This window comes from Gracilibacillus massiliensis (genome assembly GCF_001458115.1).
Taxonomy (GTDB): Bacteria; Bacillota; Bacilli; order Bacillales; family Amphibacillaceae; genus Gracilibacillus; species Gracilibacillus massiliensis.
The window spans coordinates 491,674-510,524 of sequence record NZ_CZRP01000012.1 but is presented as its reverse complement, the minus strand read 5'-3'; the positions used below and the strand labels follow the sequence as shown (position 1 = coordinate 510,524).

At 35.2% G+C, this 18,851-nt stretch carries 23 protein-coding genes; 1 reads left to right on the top strand and 22 read right to left on the bottom strand.

What is annotated here, in order from left to right:
• Window positions 1–415: 415 nt before the first annotated feature.
• From BN3107_RS10050 to BN3107_RS09950, 20 genes are all read right to left on the bottom strand, one after another.
• Window positions 416–1,300 carry a polyprenyl synthetase family protein gene (locus tag BN3107_RS10050; protein ID WP_058307491.1) on the bottom strand — a complete coding sequence of 295 codons (885 nt, stop codon included), beginning with the start codon at window positions 1,298–1,300 and terminating at the stop codon, window positions 416–418.
• A complete protein-coding gene (xseB, locus tag BN3107_RS10045) occupies window positions 1,301–1,537 on the bottom strand; it encodes an exodeoxyribonuclease VII small subunit (protein ID WP_058307490.1) in 237 nt (78 codons plus the stop codon). It abuts the gene before it with no gap.
• Entirely contained in the window at window positions 1,521–2,882 is a 1,362-nt protein-coding gene (gene xseA, locus BN3107_RS10040) for an exodeoxyribonuclease VII large subunit (protein WP_058307489.1), read from the bottom strand. The genes xseB and xseA overlap by 17 nt, the downstream gene beginning before the upstream one ends.
• 780 nt (window positions 2,883–3,662) lie before the next feature.
• Window positions 3,663–4,520, bottom strand: coding sequence for a bifunctional methylenetetrahydrofolate dehydrogenase/methenyltetrahydrofolate cyclohydrolase FolD (gene folD, locus BN3107_RS10035; protein WP_058307488.1), 858 nt, complete (start codon window positions 4,518–4,520; stop codon window positions 3,663–3,665).
• Between the two features lie 12 nt (window positions 4,521–4,532).
• Window positions 4,533–4,913, bottom strand: a complete 381-nt coding sequence (gene nusB / locus BN3107_RS10030; RefSeq protein WP_058307487.1) for a transcription antitermination factor NusB — start codon at window positions 4,911–4,913, stop codon at window positions 4,533–4,535.
• A 334-nt stretch (window positions 4,914–5,247) separates the two neighbouring features.
• Window positions 5,248–5,643: an Asp23/Gls24 family envelope stress response protein gene (locus BN3107_RS10025; protein ID WP_058307486.1), complete on the bottom strand. Its 396-nt coding sequence runs from the start codon at window positions 5,641–5,643 to the stop codon at window positions 5,248–5,250.
• 28 nt (window positions 5,644–5,671) lie between these two features.
• Window positions 5,672–7,027 carry an acetyl-CoA carboxylase biotin carboxylase subunit gene (gene accC, locus BN3107_RS10020; protein ID WP_058307485.1) on the bottom strand — a complete coding sequence of 452 codons (1,356 nt, stop codon included), beginning with the start codon at window positions 7,025–7,027 and terminating at the stop codon, window positions 5,672–5,674.
• Window positions 7,028–7,039: 12 nt separating this feature from the next.
• Complete coding sequence (gene accB / locus BN3107_RS10015; protein WP_058307484.1) at window positions 7,040–7,525, bottom strand: acetyl-CoA carboxylase biotin carboxyl carrier protein; 486 nt, start codon at window positions 7,523–7,525, stop codon at window positions 7,040–7,042.
• A gap of 681 nt (window positions 7,526–8,206) precedes the next feature.
• On the bottom strand, window positions 8,207–8,797 hold the full coding sequence (locus BN3107_RS10010; protein WP_058307483.1) for a SpoIIIAH-like family protein: 591 nt from the start codon (window positions 8,795–8,797) through the stop codon (window positions 8,207–8,209).
• A 17-nt stretch (window positions 8,798–8,814) separates the two neighbouring features.
• Window positions 8,815–9,459 (bottom strand): stage III sporulation protein AG, encoded by a 645-nt coding sequence (spoIIIAG, locus tag BN3107_RS10005; RefSeq protein ID WP_058307482.1) that lies wholly within the window; start codon window positions 9,457–9,459, stop codon window positions 8,815–8,817.
• 1 nt (window position 9,460) lies between these two features.
• Window positions 9,461–10,069, bottom strand: a complete 609-nt coding sequence (spoIIIAF, locus tag BN3107_RS10000) for a stage III sporulation protein AF (protein WP_262359955.1) — start codon at window positions 10,067–10,069, stop codon at window positions 9,461–9,463.
• Between the two features lie 14 nt (window positions 10,070–10,083).
• Complete coding sequence (gene spoIIIAE / locus BN3107_RS09995; RefSeq protein ID WP_058307480.1) at window positions 10,084–11,244, bottom strand: stage III sporulation protein AE; 1,161 nt, start codon at window positions 11,242–11,244, stop codon at window positions 10,084–10,086.
• A 15-nt stretch (window positions 11,245–11,259) separates the two neighbouring features.
• Window positions 11,260–11,652 carry a stage III sporulation protein AD gene (gene spoIIIAD / locus BN3107_RS09990; protein WP_058307479.1) on the bottom strand — a complete coding sequence of 131 codons (393 nt, stop codon included), beginning with the start codon at window positions 11,650–11,652 and terminating at the stop codon, window positions 11,260–11,262.
• A 5-nt stretch (window positions 11,653–11,657) separates the two neighbouring features.
• Window positions 11,658–11,864: a stage III sporulation protein AC gene (gene spoIIIAC, locus BN3107_RS09985; RefSeq protein ID WP_018934528.1), complete on the bottom strand. Its 207-nt coding sequence runs from the start codon at window positions 11,862–11,864 to the stop codon at window positions 11,658–11,660.
• A gap of 14 nt (window positions 11,865–11,878) precedes the next feature.
• Window positions 11,879–12,391, bottom strand: a complete 513-nt coding sequence (spoIIIAB, locus tag BN3107_RS09980; RefSeq protein WP_058307478.1) for a stage III sporulation protein SpoIIIAB — start codon at window positions 12,389–12,391, stop codon at window positions 11,879–11,881.
• Window positions 12,388–13,311: a stage III sporulation protein AA gene (gene spoIIIAA, locus BN3107_RS09975; protein WP_058307477.1), complete on the bottom strand. Its 924-nt coding sequence runs from the start codon at window positions 13,309–13,311 to the stop codon at window positions 12,388–12,390. Before spoIIIAA ends, spoIIIAB begins: the two co-directional genes overlap by 4 nt.
• Before the next feature lie 705 nt (window positions 13,312–14,016).
• Window positions 14,017–14,574, bottom strand: a complete 558-nt coding sequence (gene efp, locus BN3107_RS09965) for an elongation factor P (protein ID WP_058307475.1) — start codon at window positions 14,572–14,574, stop codon at window positions 14,017–14,019.
• 65 nt (window positions 14,575–14,639) lie between these two features.
• Window positions 14,640–15,710 carry a M24 family metallopeptidase gene (locus BN3107_RS09960; RefSeq protein WP_058307474.1) on the bottom strand — a complete coding sequence of 357 codons (1,071 nt, stop codon included), beginning with the start codon at window positions 15,708–15,710 and terminating at the stop codon, window positions 14,640–14,642.
• A gap of 35 nt (window positions 15,711–15,745) precedes the next feature.
• Window positions 15,746–16,174: a type II 3-dehydroquinate dehydratase gene (aroQ, locus tag BN3107_RS09955; protein WP_058307473.1), complete on the bottom strand. Its 429-nt coding sequence runs from the start codon at window positions 16,172–16,174 to the stop codon at window positions 15,746–15,748.
• A gap of 48 nt (window positions 16,175–16,222) precedes the next feature.
• Window positions 16,223–16,711 (bottom strand): YqhR family membrane protein, encoded by a 489-nt coding sequence (locus BN3107_RS09950; protein WP_058307472.1) that lies wholly within the window; start codon window positions 16,709–16,711, stop codon window positions 16,223–16,225.
• 219 nt (window positions 16,712–16,930) lie between these two features.
• Here BN3107_RS09950 and BN3107_RS09945 point away from each other — a divergent pair, with 219 nt between their 5' ends.
• Complete coding sequence (locus BN3107_RS09945; RefSeq protein WP_058307471.1) at window positions 16,931–17,320, top strand: SA1362 family protein; 390 nt, start codon at window positions 16,931–16,933, stop codon at window positions 17,318–17,320.
• A 14-nt stretch (window positions 17,321–17,334) separates the two neighbouring features.
• On the opposite strand, the gene BN3107_RS09940 is transcribed toward BN3107_RS09945, so the two are convergent.
• Both BN3107_RS09940 and mntR read right to left on the bottom strand, forming a co-directional pair.
• A complete protein-coding gene (locus tag BN3107_RS09940) occupies window positions 17,335–18,228 on the bottom strand; it encodes a patatin-like phospholipase family protein (RefSeq protein ID WP_058307470.1) in 894 nt (297 codons plus the stop codon).
• A 70-nt stretch (window positions 18,229–18,298) separates the two neighbouring features.
• Window positions 18,299–18,712: a transcriptional regulator MntR gene (mntR, locus tag BN3107_RS09935; RefSeq protein ID WP_058307469.1), complete on the bottom strand. Its 414-nt coding sequence runs from the start codon at window positions 18,710–18,712 to the stop codon at window positions 18,299–18,301.
• Window positions 18,713–18,851: the final 139 nt, after the last annotated feature.

The window sequence follows — 18,851 nt, the reverse complement described above, 5'->3', positions numbered from 1 at the left end:
CGAATTTCATATAGAAAAACATGTTCAAGCAAGTGGCCATCATGTTCGAACACTCTGTTACCTATAATCCCCTTCGTACCACTCAAGGCAGGCTACGCTACGAATAAGAATTCCCCATCCTTATTGCGTAGGTTCATACCCCATTCCATACTCAATCCTTGGCTAAGCATTGAATACAGAGATGGGCCTCCGCGGAAGAAGGGTCTACGCCCACATGCCTTTGTGGATCGCCCTTCAACCTTAACTCCCAGCATCGACCCAAGGCTGGGCGCCTCAAGCCAACACAAGGAACTTCATCGATGTGCCCTTTGGCGGATTTTTAGGCCCGCCTTCAGAAACGGAGGATTGACTAGAATACTGCACCATCCCATTTACTTATTCTTAATATAACATGAATTTTACTTTTTCTCAATATTTACTGATTTCTATCACTTAAGTACTGTGTTATTTCTTCTAATTTTGTTCCCTTTAACCCTACTTGCTCTAAACATTTCATTGCTTCTTTCACATAATTATTCTTGTATGTTTTGGCACCTTCTAACCCTAGTAAATGCGGATATGTACTTTTATCATTTTCAATATCACTTCCGACCTTTTTTCCAATTACTTCTTGATCACCCTCGACATCCAAGATATCATCTTGAATTTGGAATATAATTCCGAGATAATCACCAAAACGTTTTAGCACTTTCATTTTTTCAGTAGAAACCCCTGCCAAATAACCCCCAATTTCAACAGCAAATGAAATTAATCTTCCTGTTTTTAAGTGATGTATATTTTCTAACTCTTCAATGGATATTTGTTCATTTTCCGCTTCCATATCCAGTAATTGTCCTGCTACCATTCCTTCTAAACCACTAGCTAAAGCTAACTTCGTAATAATTTCTACTTTCTCTTCAGCCGAATATAAATCAGAAGTGCTAATAGAATGAAAACTATTGGTTAATAAACCATCACCAGCTAAAATAGCTGTTGCTTCATCAAATTTTTTATGATTGGTTAATTGACCCCGCCGATAGACGTCATCATCCATTGCAGGTAAATCATCGTGAATAAGAGAATACGTATGTATCATTTCTAACGCTACAGCAGCGGGATATATTCGTTGTTCATTTCCCCCAAGACCGATACAGGTTAATTTCATTAATAACGGTCTTAAACGCTTACCACCGGCATGTATGGAATACAATACAGAATCATTTAATTGCTTAGGAATATCTAATGTATCAATGTAACTTATAAGTGCATGATTTAAATCGTCTTGTTCTTCTTTTAGAAAAGCTTGTAACGAATGATCCACTTAATTTTCCTCCTGTATCTCAAAGCTCTCTCGTTTATTATCATCTTTAAGAATTTCTTTCATTTGCTTGTCGGCTTTCGTTAATTTTTCATGACAGATCTTTGACAGTTTAGAACCTTCTGCATAATATTCCATTGCTTTCTCTAAAGGAACTTCACCTTCTTCCATTTTATTTACGATGCTTTCCAATTGCTCCAATGCTTCTTCAAACGATAATTCTCTATTCTTTTCGCTCATTTTGATCTTCCTTTCTGATCTGATCTATCGTACATTCAGCATCCCCATCACTTAATCTGACAACAATAGCATCATTTTTTTGAACATCTTCCACACTTCTAATTATCTGCTTGTCCTTTGTATATGTAATCGAATAGCCCCTACTCATAATTCTCGTAGGATTTAAAAGGTCCAATTGTGCTAATTTTTTACTGAATTCATTCTTCTTATTATCTATCTGTTGTCTGCTAGCCCTATTCAACCTTTTCATTAGTTGTAAAACTTTTTCTTCCTTCTCTTCTATGTGTGTCGTTGTCAAAACATAGGAAAAACGTTTTTCAAGGTTACGATAGTTCACCGTTTTATTAGTGATGAAATAATTCATTTGTTTGGTTACTTGATCAAGTGCTCGATCTAAGCGCTGTTCCTTGTCCTCTACTAATCGCTCTGGATACTTAAAAACGTATGATTTTTCAATAGATGAAAGTCTCTCTTCATATTTTTCTATTTTATGTACCATGTACTTATATAAAAATTGATCAAGATTGTGAACTTTTTCTAATAGGTCCAATTTTGATGGGACAGCTAACTCTGCAGCGGCTGTTGGAGTGGGCGCTCTCACATCTGCCACCATGTCACTTATTGTGATGTCCGTTTCATGACCAACAGCGGATATAACAGGAAGGTCTGATTGAAAGATAGCTCTAGCCACTTCCTCCTCATTAAAACACCAAAGTTCTTCAAGTGAACCACCACCACGACCAACTATAATGAGATCAATTTCCGAAAATTGATTTGCTCTAACAATTCCCTCAACGATCGATTTTGTGGCTTGTTTTCCTTGTACAAACACCGGAATGATTAGAATGTCAGCAATTGGATATCGTCTTTCAAGAGTAGTTAAAATGTCACGAATAGCTGCCCCTGTTGGTGATGTCAATACAGCGATCTGTTTTGGGTATTTAGGTAAGGTTTTTTTATGTTCCTGATCAAATAAACCTTCTTTAATTAGCTTTTCTTTTAATTGCTCAAAGGCTAGATGTAATGCACCAATACCATCTGGTTGCATGTCTTGTATGTATAATTGATATTGACCTTGAACTTCGAAGACACTGACATGACCTGTTAATAAAATTTTCATACCATTTTCCGGTGTAAATGGGAGTGAATGATTTTGTCTTTGGAACATCACGGCTCGAATGCTCGCATTATCATCTTTTATCGTCATATACATATGACCTCTTGAATGATGTTTGAAATTCGAGATTTCTCCTTTCAGCCAAATATGATTGAGGTGTTGATCAACATCAAACTTCTTTTTTATATATTTTGTTAACGCTGTAACTGATAAATATCGTTCTTCCACAAAATCATCCCTTCAAAGCATGTTCCTATTCACTATTATACAATTGCTTAGCATAAAATTTCTATAGAAAAGAAACTAGACGCAAATATTCTTCTTAACTTTAAACAGAAGCGATGAAATATGACTTGTTGCGCAATATCAGGATGCTGTGCAATAAATGATGTAATAATTTTGACATGATGTTTGTGCTTAGCAATCGCTTCGGCTTGTCCGCTTCCCTTTCCACGGGTTTTTCTCCTCAGCTAACTTTGGTAAGCAAAAACCGCTCACCAAAGTGGATCTTCGGAAAAAAATATCCCGCAGGAGTAGAAGCGGACGCCTACGCTAATTTGATATTCTACAACGCTAGCATGAGGTTGCATTATGACATTACTTTCATGTAAAAAATATGTTGATTGGAGTAACAACTCAAAATGTTAGCTGGCACAATAGTTGTAGAATTATTATATTAGCGCAGGCCGCCCACTTACACTCCTGTGGGAATGTTTTACCTGAAGATCCACTTTTTCTAGCGCTCTTTGCTTGAAAAAGTTAGCTGAAGGTAAAACCCCACGGAAAGGGAAGTGGGCAGCCGGAGCGGATATTTAGTATATAAAATATTTCAAAATTGCCACTTTGGCTTACAAAAACACATCAGATTATTGAGTTGTATTTTCCTAATATGCATGAAAATCCAAACGATCGAAGTTTATTCGAATCGTTTGGATTTTTTAATTACAAAATACTTCTGGCCCAATCTCTTTTCATGCTTTATACCAAGTCACAAATAAGTAGCCGTTTTTAGGCTAAGCCGTTCTTTTTTTTGGCGGATTTAATTGTGTTATGCATTAGCATCGTAATTGTCATGGGACCTACACCTTTAGGTACCGGTGTAATATAACTTGCTTTTTCTTTAGCAGAATCAAAATCAACATCACCGGTTAAGGAGCCATCTTCAATGCGGTTGACACCAACATCGATCACTATAGCTCCGTCTTTAATGTGATCACCATTTATAAAATGTGCTTTACCAACTGCAACGATTAAAATATCTGCTGATTCTATGTATTTTTCCATATTCTTTGTTCTTGAATGACAGTAGGTTACGGTCGCATTTTCAGCTAATAATAATTGTCCGACAGGTTTTCCGACAATATTACTTCTTCCAATGATAACGGCATGTTTTCCTTCAAGTGAGATATTTTTAGACTTCATCATTTGAATAATTCCATAGGGTGTACAAGGAAAGAAGGTATCTTTTCCAGTCATCATTCGACCTATACTAATCGGATGAAAACCATCTACATCTTTCTCTGGCGAAATTGCTTCGATCACAATTTGCTCATCTATATGGTCAGGTAGCGGTAATTGTACTAAAATTCCATGTACCGTTTCTTTGTTGTTAAGTTCATCAATTAATACTAATAATTCTTCTTGTGTAGTAGTATCTGGTAATTCAATTAATTCTGAATCAACTCCAACATAATCAGATGCCTTTTGCTTTCCTTTTACATAGGATTTAGATGCCGGATCATCACCAATTAATACAACAGCTAATCCGGGTATGATACCCTTATTGCGTAGTAGAGATGCTTCTTCTTTCATATCAGCTCGTAATTTTTTTGCTAACTCGCTTCCATAAATAACTTCTGCAGTCACAATATTTCCTCCTTATTTTATCATTTTAGATAATACACCATTGATAAACTTCCCTGATTTTTCATCACCAAAAATATGAGCTATTTCTATCACTTCATTTATAACGACACTTTCTGGTGCATCTTTTAAATAAAACAACTCATAAGTTGCCATTCTTAGTAACGTCTTTTCGACAAATGCAAGTCTTGTTATTGACCATTTTTCTAAGTGGTTCACAATTTTTTCATCAATTTCTTTCTGGTTTTCAATAACTCCATTAACAATGCTTAACAGAAAGGAATCTCTGTCTTCACCATCTAATGTGTTTTCTAACGTCGTTTCAAGATCATATTCTTCTATATCTAAAGAGAATAAAATTTGTAATGCTTTCTCACGCGCAGCTCTTCTTTTCATTGAGTTGTTCTACTCCTTATCACGGTCATTTTCTTCATCTACAAATGATACCATGTTCTTTCATGTATTGCCATTAAATCCTATAATTCCGCGAAAAAAATATAAAGTGAGACTTCAATCAGTGGGAGTTTTAAACTCCCACTGATTGTTAGCGAAACTTATCAGGAAGTTAGCGTCCGTTTATCCCCCACTTAGCTTCTTTGCTGTCGCTCGATTCTTGTAGTGTGGGTTTTACGGACGATTACACCGTGATAAAATACAGGCAGTAAAAAGGAAAAAGTCCATACAGTTTTACTACTGCAGGACTCTTTCACTACCATTCAGTTGAATTCTTCTACTTTTCTGATTTTTCTTCGGTTGAATGTTCCATATGGACGCCAACTACATGTACATTAATTTCCTTAATGTCTATTGCTGTCATATTTTCAATTGCTTGTCTTACATTTAATTGGATTTTTTCAGCTATGTTAGGAACTGAATGTCCATAATCAACTACAATAAAAACGTCAATCAGAACTGTATCATTACTTAATTCTACCTTTATACCTTTTCCGTGTGCTTTCTTACCCAAACGTTCTGCAACACCTGTTGCAAAATTACCTCTCATACTTGAGACACCAGGTATTTCTGTTGTTGCAATCCCAGCAATAACTTCTAAAACTTCTGGGGCAATTTCTACTTTGCCTAATGGAGTATATTCACCTACATTCAGTAATTGGTTTTCAGCCATGATGAACCTCCTTCGCTAATTAATAATCTTACTCATTATCCATTATACTATACTTCTCTAAAAATCTTGTATTAAAATTTCCATCTACAAACACTGGATTAACCATCATCTTTCGATGGAATGGGATTGTTGTATGGACACCTTCCACTACAAATTCATCCAACGCGCGTTTCATACGATCTACTGCTTCTTTTCTAGTTTTTCCATATGTGATTAATTTAGCGATCATGGAGTCATAATATGGAGGTATTTGATAACCTGGATATGCAGCTGAATCTACTCTCACTCCAAGTCCACCAGGTGGCAAGTACATCTCAATTTTTCCCGCTGAAGGCATGAAGTCTTTTTCAGGATTTTCTGCATTTATACGACATTCCATTGCCCATCCTTCAAAAGTTATATCTTCTTGCTTATATTTTAAAACTTCATCATTTGCAATATTAATTTGTTCTTTTATTAAATCGACACCTGTTACCATTTCTGTGACAGGATGTTCTACTTGAATTCGTGTGTTCATTTCCATAAAATAAAATTTATTTTCTTTCTGATCAAATATAAATTCGATCGTCCCTGCCCCAGAGTAATTGACGGCTTTTGCTGCTTTTACTGCAGCATCACCCATAGTTGCTCTCATCTTTTCATCAATTGCTGGCGACGGTGTTTCCTCGATTAATTTTTGAAGTCTTCTTTGTACCGTACAATCACGCTCACCAAGGTGGATTGCATTGCCATGATTGTCTGCTAAAATTTGTATTTCTACATGTCTAAAATCTTCAATAAATTTCTCTAAATATACGCCAGGATTACCAAAAGCTTTTTCTGCTTCGTTTTGTGTAACTCGAATCCCTTTTACTAATTCTTCTTCTGTTCTGGCAACACGTATTCCTTTGCCACCACCACCTGCAGTAGCTTTAATGATGACAGGGAAACCAATTTCTTTGGCTACCTCTAAACCATCTTTTTCATCTTTAATAATACCGTTTGAACCAGGTACTACTGGCACACCTGCTTCTTTCATTGTTTCTCTAGCTACATCTTTTGTACCCATTTTTTGAATAGCATAGGCACTCGGTCCAACAAATGTAATATTGCACGCATCACATATCTCTGCAAAATCTGCATTTTCGGATAGAAATCCATACCCCGGATGAATCGCATCGGTTTCTGTTAAGGTTGCTACGCTCATGATGTTTGTAAAATTCAAATAACTATCCGTACTTAATTTTGGACCAATACAATAAGCTTCATCTGCTAGTTGAACGTGTAATGCTTCACTATCTGCTTCTGAATAGACTGCTACCGTTTCGATGCCCATCTCTTTAGCTGAGCGAATAATTCTAACAGCTATTTCTCCACGGTTAGCAATTAACAGCTTCTTAATCACAATGTCATCCCCTTATGCCTTCTTAATTCGGAATAATGGTTGTCCGTATTCTACTAATTCACCATTCTCCACTAATACCTCTGTTACTGTTCCTTTAACATCTGCTTCAATTTCGTTAAATAATTTCATTGCCTCTACTATACAGACAATGGAATCTTCTCCAACTTGATCTCCAGTTTGAACATATATTGGTTTATCTGGAGATGGCGAACTATAAAAAGTCCCTACCATTGGGGATACTATTTCGTGGTCATAGTTAGCAGGTTCTTCTACTTCTGCTTTTGTTTCTACTTCTTTTACGGGTTCTTGCTTTGGTGTTGCTTCCACTGTTGGTTGAGAAACTTCTTGTTTAACTGGTTGTGGTGCAACTGTGGTGGATGTGATACCCGAATTTTTCTTTAGTTTAATTTTTGCTCCCTTTTCTTCATAGGAAAATTCATCAATAGATGATTGATCTAATTTTTCAATTAATTGATTGATTTCTTCTACTGTTAGCATTTCTGCACCCCTTCATCTTTTGTTACATTTAATAACAGGTACTAATAACTCCTTCTAACATTTTACGCAATACACAAAAAAACTGCAACCTTTCTTTACATCAATATAACAATTTCCTAAGAAACCTCTCGTATAAAAAGCATAGAAGACACAATCTGCGAAGTAGTGACATTTTTGAAAGTATGATGAGTTTTAAGCAAAAGCTCCGTCCATTTACTTCGCTTTCCGCGGGCACGGCTTCAGCTTCCTCAGAAAAGCATAGAACGCTTTTCCTGCGGGATCTTCAGCTCGCGCTGTTCCCGCTGGAGTCTTCGTAAATAGACTACGCTTTAGTAAGGTTCTACAAATAAAGTAACTGCAAGAATATTGATCTCACAGCATATTTCATCGTTTTTGAACAGATATCTAACAAAGCGGAGGAAAAATGCGACACTCCTGGGGGAACAGCACGAGCTGAAGATCCACTTGGTAAAGTGATTTTCTTTACCAAGTTAGCTTCAGCCGTGCCCCCGGAAAGGGAGTGTTTTTCCGTAGCGTTGGATTAGCACTCATCTCAATACTTTTGACAATAATCCTTTGGCAGTTACTTCGAAGTCTAGTTTAACTTTAATATATTGTAACATGTGATTTACTTTAAAAACCAAAAATGCTGACAGTTGGTTACTGCCAGCATTGGTTCTGTTAGCTTGATTGATATACGACCTCGATATCTATTTCTCCAAATTCGTCTTTCGCTGTTTGGATAATTTCATTGGCCTCTGTTACAGACAAAGAATCTGTTTGAACAGTTACCACAACATTATTATCAGAAACATTTCTTACTAAAACTTCCTCATACCCATTCAATGATTTAATAGTGTCTTCTAAGATCGTTTCTTTCTTGTTTAGATTCTCTATTTCTTTCATCGCTTCGTATGCTTCTGTTTTTTCATCTGAGCTACTTTCACTCGATGCGAAAATACCTTCTAATCTTTCTTTCTCCATGCTTCTTTGATTCGTTATTTCCATCCGGACAGCAGCAAAATATTCATCTGTATTAATGGATGAGGTATTGAGATCTTCAACATTATCCATTCCCTCAATTTCTTCATTTTCAGATGTAGCTTCTTCCTCAAGTGGATCAACAGTAGTAGACGAGGTAGTTTGTTCCTGTTGTTCATCAGAATCAAAGTAAGCTAGATCACCTTCTGATGGCGAATTTAAATAATACACACTTAGTACAATCATTAAGCTTAACATCGTTAATAACCAAACAGTTTGTTTTTTTAACATCTTTTTCCCTCCTAGAACTATGTGCTTTTTGGCATAACTGAAATGCGGTGTGCCGGTACATCTAAAACCTTAGATACGGCATCGATTACCCATTTTTTTACTTCTAAGTTATCCACACCATTGGCAACAATTAGTACCCCTCTTACTTTAGGTTTTTTCGTTTGGATTAATAAAGGTACTTCTTGTTCTCCTTGACGAATAATGACAACCGTTTGCTCTCTTGTTTCATCATCAATTTTGCGAGTACCACCATTTTGATCATTCTCGTTTGTTATTTGTGAACCAATAACAAGATTTTTTTGATACACTTGTTCATTGGTTGCATCTAAATTAACCATCACTTCTACCCCAGCAACGCCATTAATTTTTTCTAGTAATTGGACTAAATCTTTTTCATAGGCTACTTCAAGATCTGCTATTTTAGAACTCGCATCAGATCCTTCAACTTGGTTCCATGTTTCATTATCGGATTCATCTTGAGACGATTCCACTAGAGTAGGAGGACTGGCTATTTGGTTGTCGGATTCATTTGTGTCGAATAAATTACTTACTAATAAAATGAAAACAGCTATTAAGATAAGTATTGAGATGTATTGAAGTTTTGTAGGTTTTTTGTCCTTCACTTTCAAGCTTGACATAATTCTGCTCATCCATTCAGGCACCTTATTCCTCCTTCCATCCAATCTGAATTATATCCTCTTCTACGCCCCACTCCTCAGCTAGGAACATTTTGATTTCTGTTCCATCATTGTGGGTTTCTGACGTTGTACGAGTTGTCTCACCAATTTGAATATTAACTTCTTCCACTGAATGTTGTTGATTATCACTCGGAGCAAGCTGGACATCTACACGTTCTAGTTCCTGTTCTTCTGATGGTTGAGGACTAGTCCAAGTTGCCTCTAAATCTACAATTTGATAACTATAGGTTTCTTGTAATTCCTCCTCTACTAAATTTTGCATATGGACAACCATCTCTTCTAATACATATGCAGCTTGTATCTGATCTATTTCACTTTTCTGCTGATTCATTTGATTTTCTATATTTGCTTCTATAGTTGGATCCGTGTTCGTGCGAATAATCTGGTCTACGATCTGATGAACGTCTACTTTAAAAATAGATAAGATCGGTTGCAAAATAATTAAAATAAGTAATAACCCAACGACTAATTTCACATATTGTTTTAAAGTGGAACTAGGCAAGATTAAATCAACGAGCATAGCTAAAATCATATAAATAATAATTTGTAAGATCCAATTCGATAAATACTCAATGATTCATCCCCCCTCTACCTCACCATCATCGTAATGTTACTAGATATTATTAAAATGACGATCGTAAAGAAAAACATAAATGTTACTAACAGTAGTGCAGCAAATAAATACAAAATATGTCTGCCTATAATATCAAGACATTCAATCACCGGCCCATCTCCAATAGGTTGTAATATAGCTGTTGCTACTTTATACATAAGTGAAATTGTGAAAATTTTGATAGCTGGAAACAACACAATCCCAATTAAGATCACTACCCCAATCATGCCAATACCATTTTTAATTAAAATGGTTGCACTAAGTACCGTGTCTGTTGCATCTGTAAATATTCTTCCAATTACAGGGATGAAATTTCCTGTTACAAACTTAGCTGTCTTCATTGCGATACCATCCTGTATGGCACTCGCTGCCCCTTGAACTGAAATCACTCCTAAAAACACCGTTAATAAAATTCCCATCAAACTAATTGCAATATTTTTAATTAAATTTGCTAATTTAGTAGCTTTATATTCAGGACTAATCGTGCTAACAATTTGTAAGATTGCTGATATTAAAAAAAGTGGTATTACTACCTTTGATATGATAAATACACTTACATGTATTAAAAAAATAATAATGGGATGAAAAAACGAAATCGTAACGAGATGTCCAAGTGACGCTAATAAACCTAATATTAATGGTAGTAATGCGATCAAAAAACTTTTAGCCATGTCAACGGTGTCCAAGACATAACTACTTGCCAATTGAAAACTTTTTAAGGCGATGATAATCAACATCATGTAAACGATGGCATAGGCAACTTTACTTACCACTTGATTTTCAAATGCATTTTGTATCGTTTGTAATAGTAAACAAAATAATGTTAATAACATTAAAGTAGCTAGTAACTTTCCATTCTCTACAATTTCATATAGGAAATAACGAAAAAAACCCTTCACCCACTGTTGAACAGATAATTCTCCGTCTCCTTTTATCATATCCCATAGGTTTTCTTTTGATAGTTCAGGTAATGCTTCCTGATATTCTGTACCAAGATAATCCCAATAGGCTTCTAATTCACTTCCATCTATCACTTTTTGATAATCGTCTGTTGGATTTTCCACTTCAGCAAGCAATTCTGTAGGAATCAAAAATGCAAATAGAAAAAGTAAAAAAATAATTCTTAAGACTTTCATTTAAACCATTCCTTATTAGGAGATCGGGAAAATGTTAATAATTGTTTCAACAAGCGATTTGAATATCGGTATAGCTAATATTAAGATAAACACTTTCCCTATCATTTCGATTTTTAGAGCTATAGATTCAAGTCCAGCATCTTTGACAATATTAGCTCCTATTTCTGTAATATAGGATATTCCAATAATTTGGAGGATCGTTTTTATATAAACATCATTTATATTGGCTTTTTCCCCTAAATAGGTAATAAGTTGTAAAATCTCTTGAACATACTGGATGACAAATATAAAAAAGTATAATACGGTCAGTACAACAATAAGGAAGGCAATACTAGGTTGCTTGTCCTTCAAAAGAAGAAAGAAAACCGTTGCAATAATCCCAATACTTATAACCTCAAATATTTCCATATAACCTATCCTTTGAGAAAAAAGACAGCTCTTATTTGTTGAAATAAATCAGAAATACTATTTAGTACAAACAATAAGACAATAATAAACCCTACTAAACTGACAAATTGAGCATATTCTTCTTTTCCCATTTGTTTTAATATGGTATGAATCATCGCCACAATAATCCCAATTCCTGCAATTTGAAATAATACACTTGTGTCACCAATCATGCGATAACTCCTCTCTATAGCAAGAGTAGAACGATTAACATTCCAGTTAGAAAGCCGATACTTCTAGACATTTTTCCGTAGCGATGATTTTTTTCTTCAGCTTCACTCAGGTTTCTTTCTAAGTGTGTAATGGTTAACCTTACGTATTTTTGTTGTTGCAAAATATCGTGCTGACCAAGAGTTCTTCCAAACTGATCGAGAATTTCACGATCATCTATTTGAATAGAATTTTTTTGATAAAAGGTTTCTATATGTTTTTCCCATACTGGAAACAGTTCTTCTTTATCCTGTTTAATATCTTGTGCCATTTGTCTAAAAAGGCTGGAAATCGGTTCAGGTATCTGTTTAGCAACAGAACATAATGCTTGTTTAATGGTGGCATGACTATAAACAATTTCTGCCTCTAGGATCTGTAAAGCATTTTTGAATAACCTAATGAGTCTAGGACGATTTGCTAAATTTTTAGCATACTCATGTCCAATCCAAGTTAATGCGATAACTAATATAACAGATGCTATCCATTTCATTTGATTGTCACTCTTGATTGATAAAGAGGTTGTCCCTTCCCATTTACTATTTCAACTATTTCTCCAACTGTATGTTGATTGGACAATATCACAAATCGTTGAAATACCTTTTTATTGATTAATTCTTTGATCGTAGGTCTCTGACTAATTTCTGATAATGATCTGCCGTGAATGGTACAAACAAGCTGGACTCCTGCATGAATTACTTCGTCAATAGCTTCCACATCTTTTTGACTGCCAATTTCATCAACAATAATTAATTCTGGTGACATCGATCGAATAAACATCATCATACCTTCTGCTTTTGGACATCTATCTAATACATCAATGCGAGGTGCTAATAAATGTTGTGGCACCCCGTTAATAGAAGCACAAATTTCAGACCGTTCATCAACAATAGCTGTTTTATATCCGGTCCTGTTTGAGGTGCTACTTGCACAGTAATTAGCTATGTCACGTAGTAAAGTTGTTTTACCAGATTGGGGCGGACCAATGATTAAGGTATTTTGAATCGTATCTGTCATTAGATATGGTAAATAGGGTTGGATAATTCCAAAATAAGGTTTAGCAATTCTAATATTAAAGGAACTAATATGATGTATTGCTTTTACTTTCCGGTTCTCAACGATAACAGAACCAGAAATGCCGATTCGATGGCCTCCAGCTATCGTGATAAAACCATTCCTTAGCTCTTCTTCCAATCGGTATAATGAAAAATCACTTATTTTGTTTAAAAACAGGGTAGCATCGGATGCAGAGAAAGAAGTATCGTTTAACCAATATACGTGACTGCCATCGTTAATTTCGATTGCTTGATTGACTCGAAGTCTAATCTCTTGTAAGGGTATCTGTTTCTGTTCAATATACTCTTTGATAGTCGAAGAAATATGGTTAGGAAGAATTTTTAGGACTTGTTCCATGATCATTTCCTCTTTTCCTTGTTCTATTTCTATACATATTCTATGCGAGAAAACACTAGATATAACCTTCCAAAAAAGGAAACTCGTCCTATTTTACATTAGAAGCTCTTCAACCGAGGGAATAATGGAGGATGTACGTAATAATCAAAAGTCAGCAACTCCACACTTCACAGAAGACACAAACTGGGAACTTGTGACGATTATTATAAAGAATTTAGATGAGTGTAAATCCAACGCTACGGAAAAACACTCCCTTTCCGGGGGCACGGCTTCAGCTAACTTGGTAAAGAAAACCACTTTACCAAGTGGATCTTCAGCTCGCGCTATTCCCCCAGGAGTGTCGCATTTTTCCTCCGCTTTGTGCAGATGTCTGTTCAAGTACGATGAAATATGAAATGACATCAATAGTCTAGCACTGACTTTATTTGTAGAACATTACTAAAGCGTAGTCCATTTACGTAGACTCTTGCGGGATCAGCGTCTTCCTCAGCCTCCTCAGAAAAGCGCCCTTTGCTTTTCTGAGGAGGCTGAGGTGACGCCCGCAGAAAGCGAAGTAAATGGACGGAGCTTTTGCATGCCACTCATCATAATTTCAAAGTGAGCACCCGTTTTACTTCGCGGTTTAGATTTTATGTATAGCTATTATTTAATGGAGAAATAAAAAAACTACTAAGTATTGTTCACTTAGTAGTTTTTCGATGGTTATTATGCGCGGGATACGTATTTTCCATCTGTTGTAGAGATTATTAGTACATCTCCTTGATTCACGAAGAAAGGAACTTGTACAGTTAAACCTGTTTCTAAAGTTGCTGGTTTTGTTCCACCACTGGCGGTATCACCTTTGATACCAGGCTCAGTCTCTGTAACAGTTAGTTCAACATTATTAGGTAAGTCTACACCAATTGTTTCACCTTCATACGTTAAAATGTTGACTTCCATATTTTCTTTAATAAATTGTAATTCACGTTCGATTTGATTACCCTGTAATTCTGTTTGATCAAAAGACTGGGTATCCATAAAAGTATGCGCATCTCCAGAAGCATATAAATACTGCATTTTACGATTCTCGATATGTGCTTTATTTACTTTTTCACCACCACGGAATGTTTTTTCTTGAATATTACCATTACGTAAGTTACGAAGCTTAGAACGGACAAAGGCTGCACCTTTACCTGGTTTTACATGTTGAAATTCTAACACTTGCCAAATTCCACCATCCACTTCAATTGTTAGTCCTGTTTTAAAATCGTTTACTGAAATCATCAAATTTCTCCCCTTTATTTCTGTTTTTTGCCACTTGCATAGGTCTAAAGCTACTGGCAGCCTCTCTAAGTTAGTGGTAAACGAATTAAATCTTTTGGAGACTTTGTTAGCCTCTCACTACCTTCTTCTCGAATAAGCATATCATCTTCGATACGACATCCTCCAACGTTCGGTACATATATACCTGGTTCAACAGTAACTACCATGCCTGAGCTTAAAGTTTCTGATGAACGGAACGACAATGCTGGCATCTCATGAACATCAAGACCTAATCCATGTCCTGTAGAATGTCCAAAATAGCTACCATAGCCCTTCTGATCAATATGATCACGTGTTAAAGCATCCGCTTCTTTGGCAGTCATACCGGCCTTTAATCCTTCTACACCTTTGATTTGGGCTTCTAAGACGGTTTGATAGATGGTTTCTAATTCATCAGAAATTTCTCCAACAGCTACTGTTCTGGTAATATCTGAACTATAACCTTTATATAAAGCACCAAAGTCCAATGTCACTAATTCACCAGATTTTATTTCTTTAGATGATGCGACACCATGAGGTAACGCTGAACGATAGCCCGAGGCTACGATAATATCGAAACTTGAAGAAGTAGCTCCTTTTTTACGCATAAAGAACTCTAGCTCATTGGCAACGTCAATCTCTTTCACACCTGGTTTTATGTACTGTAAAATATGCTCAAAGGCATCATCTGCAATTTTACAAGCTTCCTTTAATATATTAATCTCATCTTGGTCTTTTATCAAGCGTAACTTTTCAATCAAGCCATTAGTTGGAATAAACTCAACATTGATAACATTGTGGTATTGTTCATAAAGGGCATATGTTAGATCATTCTTTTCAAATCCAATGTTAGTTATATTCAATGATTTTACGATATCTGCAACGGTTTGATGAATTGGTCCTTTATGCTCCACTATTTCAAAGTCTGTGACTTGATCATGTGCTTGCTCTGTATACCTGAAATCTGTAATAAAGTAAGATTTATCTGCTGTGATAATTGCTACGCCTGCTGTACCTGTAAATCCAGTTATATACCGTCTATTTATCGCACTTGTAATTAACAAACCATCTAGACTTTCTTCCTTTAGCACTTTTTTTAATTTATCAACTCGACTCACTGAAAAACTCCTCTCTATTATATATGACCGACTAATTATTGCTTCATAAAATACATAGCAGCCAATTGATATCCTTTTGTACCCAATCCAACGATTTGACCTTCACATACTGGTGCTAACATTGAATTGTGGCGGAATGTCTCACGCTTATGTACATTTGATATGTGGACCTCGATCACCGGAACATCCACTGAACTAATAGCATCACGTAATGCTATACTTGTGTGTGTATATGCACCAGGATTAAAAATAATACCTTGATAATTTTTATCTGCTTCATGAATCCAATCAATTAATTGTCCTTCATGGTTAGACTGTTTAGCGTCAACCTGATATTGATATGGTTCAAGTAAAGCAGTCATTTTTCTTTTTATATCGTCAAGTGTTTCGCTACCATATATATCGGGCTCTCTTTTACCGAGTCGATTCAAATTTGGACCGTTTAATAACAATAATTTCCCCATTCAACTCACTCCATCCGTATGCTTTCTTCACAATAGTAACATAAAATCTTATTGTTTTTCATTTAAATGCTGTAGATAAGCAAAAGAAATAGAATAGCCAATAAATACACTATACAATATAAATAAGCATAGAGTAGTTACAATCGTATCACTGTCCAATCGGTAAAAGTCAGGAATATTTGGGAATATCGGCTCCATTATCCAAAAAAGGATAAACCATAGTACTATACCTACCAAGATACCTGGTAATACACCGTCATATTTTTTTAATATTAGATAATATACGAAGGCGATGCCAATCGATAATAAACTGATTACTAGAATGGAAACGACTTGCCCTAACCACTGATCTGACCAATCTGTTTGGAGCCATGATCTTAATATAAAACTCTTTGGTGTAATCGTGGTAAAATGAAAATAACCTGTTATTGATGCTATCGCGCTCCATATTAATCCACCGAAAAATCCAATACTTATTACTTTTGGTATTAGAGAAGTTTTCTGTTTCTGATCTTGTTGTTTATTGATACGTCTCACTTTAATCACCTCAAACTATAGCGTAACCATTTTTTATTTTTTTCATGCTAAATTACATTTTTGAACTAGTTATTTTTGGCGATTTTTTATAAAATAGAATGTAAAATAGCTATTTTAAAAAATAATAGATGATAAATATGATATTCTTGTATAAAATCCAATAAATTAAGGGTATAACTATAATAAGATCAATATTCCATTATAAAGGAGGAAGCTTACATGAAACAGAACATCATGTCCCTTTTGGTTTATCTGCTAATTGGTTTAGCAGTTATAGGTGTTATTACAGCACTGTTCACCAATGCAGTTGGTTTCATCACATCACTATTGCTATCCGTTCTGATTGGTGCTACTATTTTTGGTTTAATTTATTTTTTCATCTTAAGAAAGCGAACTCCAAACGATATACGAAAATATCGCAAAGCAGTCAAGCAATCCAAACAAAAATATAAATATAACAAACATAAAAAAATGCAACCAAGCCCTATCAAACAAAACATATCACATAAGAAAATGAATCGTCCGCTAAAAAACTCTCGAAAAGATGCACCACAACTTCGAGTTATTGAAGGGAATAAGCAAAAGAAAAAGAACAGAGCTTCGTTATAGTCGCTCTGTTCTTTTCATTTGGACCATTTTGATAGAAATTGTAGGGTTCGTTTGTAACCTAAGTCAATCAGTGCTTTTTTTTGTTCCATTGAGAGATTAAAGTCCGTTGCACTTACTTGATCTATCGGAAAAAACAATATGTCTTTTGCAACGTTCTCTGTAATATATTTCGCATCAAAAGCTTTTCTCATTGTTCCGATTAAAGCTAATAACATATCGATCGCATTTGAAATTTTGGAATTATAATAGTATTGTTTTGGATCTGTTAACTGCATCCCTAAAATCGGTCTTACTCGAGTTGATTGATCACGATCAAATAACCATAATGGAAAGTTACTTAGAATCATGCCATCTACAATATAACTTTTTTGTCTTGTTAAGGGATTGATTATTTTAGAAGGGCGAAAAAAATACGGAATCGAAATACTACTGCGGACTGCTTTCGCAACATTAAAATAGTTTTGATCAATATGATAATATTTTTTTAAATCATCTGGAAATACGATAACACGATTAAATGTAATATCTGCTGCTACTATCTTTAATTTCTCTGGAGGTAAATCTGAAAATTGATGAATTCCTTTATCACTTAATTTCTCTTGCAACCATAACTCAAAATAATTACCACGGTATAAACCCATGGTTTGATATAAGGTTAACCATTTAACAAAAGGAAAAAAACTACTCCAGTATGATTGATCTAAGAAGGATTCAAGAGGTAAATCTAAAAAAATCTCCTTCATCTCTTTTGCATTATAATCAGCTGCGATAAAAGTAGCGAATAACGCACCTGCTGAAGTGCCCGCTACCCTCTCAAATTGAATATCATTTTCTTCTAAAGCTTGTAATGCACCCAAAAATGCAAATGCCTTTACTCCACCACCAGAAAATATGCCATCAATTTTCATTACATCACCCTATCGTACTGGTATCATAATTATATATATACAATACAATCAGCAGATAGAACATGTCTTATTAATCCTTTTTGGATTGTAAGGCTTTTAATACTTCCACGTGTGTTGGATCTTCTAATATTTGTACAATATCCCCAATTCGATCAATTGAATTCCAACTTAAATGATGTTCAATACCTTCTACATCTGTATATATGTTTGCTTCATCTACTCCGATAATTCGTAGAAACTTCTCTAATAGTTCATGCCTGTAAACAAGCCTTTCCCCGACTTTTTTACCTTTAGCTGTTAAAATCAATCCTTGATATTTTTCGTAATTAAGGTAATCATCTCGATCTAACTTCTGTACCATCTTTGTTACAGAAGATGGTTGAACCTGAAGGGCTTCTGCTATCGCAGAAACTCGAGCATAACCTTTTGTTTCCATTAATATATATATTTGTTCTATGTAGTCTTCCATGGTTGGTGTCGGCATAACAATCCTCCATTACTAAGTTTCTTATGTAAATAAAAGCATACAATAGATTGAAGAGCGAGACAAGACTTCTCATATGAAATTTTGACAAATTGACACATTCGAAAATTTTTACTTTATTTGATAGTATTAAATGGTA

What these genes read in the sequence shown, in the direction of transcription:
- xseB (WP_058307490.1), bottom strand. Translation starts at nt 1,537, where the DNA reads ATGAGCGAAAAGAATAGAGAATTATCGTTTGAAGAAGCATTGGAGCAA.
- nusB (WP_058307487.1), bottom strand. Translation starts at nt 4,913, where the DNA reads ATGAAAAGAAGAGCTGCGCGTGAGAAAGCATTACAAATTTTATTCTCT.
- BN3107_RS10025 (WP_058307486.1), bottom strand. Translation starts at nt 5,643, where the DNA reads ATGGCTGAAAACCAATTACTGAATGTAGGTGAATATACTCCATTAGGC.
- accB (WP_058307484.1), bottom strand. Translation starts at nt 7,525, where the DNA reads ATGCTAACAGTAGAAGAAATCAATCAATTAATTGAAAAATTAGATCAA.
- BN3107_RS10010 (WP_058307483.1), bottom strand. Translation starts at nt 8,797, where the DNA reads ATGTTAAAAAAACAAACTGTTTGGTTATTAACGATGTTAAGCTTAATG.
- spoIIIAE (WP_058307480.1), bottom strand. Translation starts at nt 11,244, where the DNA reads ATGAAAGTCTTAAGAATTATTTTTTTACTTTTTCTATTTGCATTTTTG.
- spoIIIAD (WP_058307479.1), bottom strand. Translation starts at nt 11,652, where the DNA reads ATGGAAATATTTGAGGTTATAAGTATTGGGATTATTGCAACGGTTTTC.
- spoIIIAC (WP_018934528.1), bottom strand. Translation starts at nt 11,864, where the DNA reads ATGATTGGTGACACAAGTGTATTATTTCAAATTGCAGGAATTGGGATT.
- spoIIIAB (WP_058307478.1), bottom strand. Translation starts at nt 12,391, where the DNA reads ATGAAATGGATAGCATCTGTTATATTAGTTATCGCATTAACTTGGATT.
- spoIIIAA (WP_058307477.1), bottom strand. Translation starts at nt 13,311, where the DNA reads ATGGAACAAGTCCTAAAAATTCTTCCTAACCATATTTCTTCGACTATC.
- efp (WP_058307475.1), bottom strand. Translation starts at nt 14,574, where the DNA reads ATGATTTCAGTAAACGATTTTAAAACAGGACTAACAATTGAAGTGGAT.
- aroQ (WP_058307473.1), bottom strand. Translation starts at nt 16,174, where the DNA reads ATGGGGAAATTATTGTTATTAAACGGTCCAAATTTGAATCGACTCGGT.
- BN3107_RS09945 (WP_058307471.1), top strand. Translation starts at nt 16,931, where the DNA reads ATGAAACAGAACATCATGTCCCTTTTGGTTTATCTGCTAATTGGTTTA.
- BN3107_RS09940 (WP_058307470.1), bottom strand. Translation starts at nt 18,228, where the DNA reads ATGAAAATTGATGGCATATTTTCTGGTGGTGGAGTAAAGGCATTTGCA.
- mntR (WP_058307469.1), bottom strand. Translation starts at nt 18,712, where the DNA reads ATGCCGACACCAACCATGGAAGACTACATAGAACAAATATATATATTA.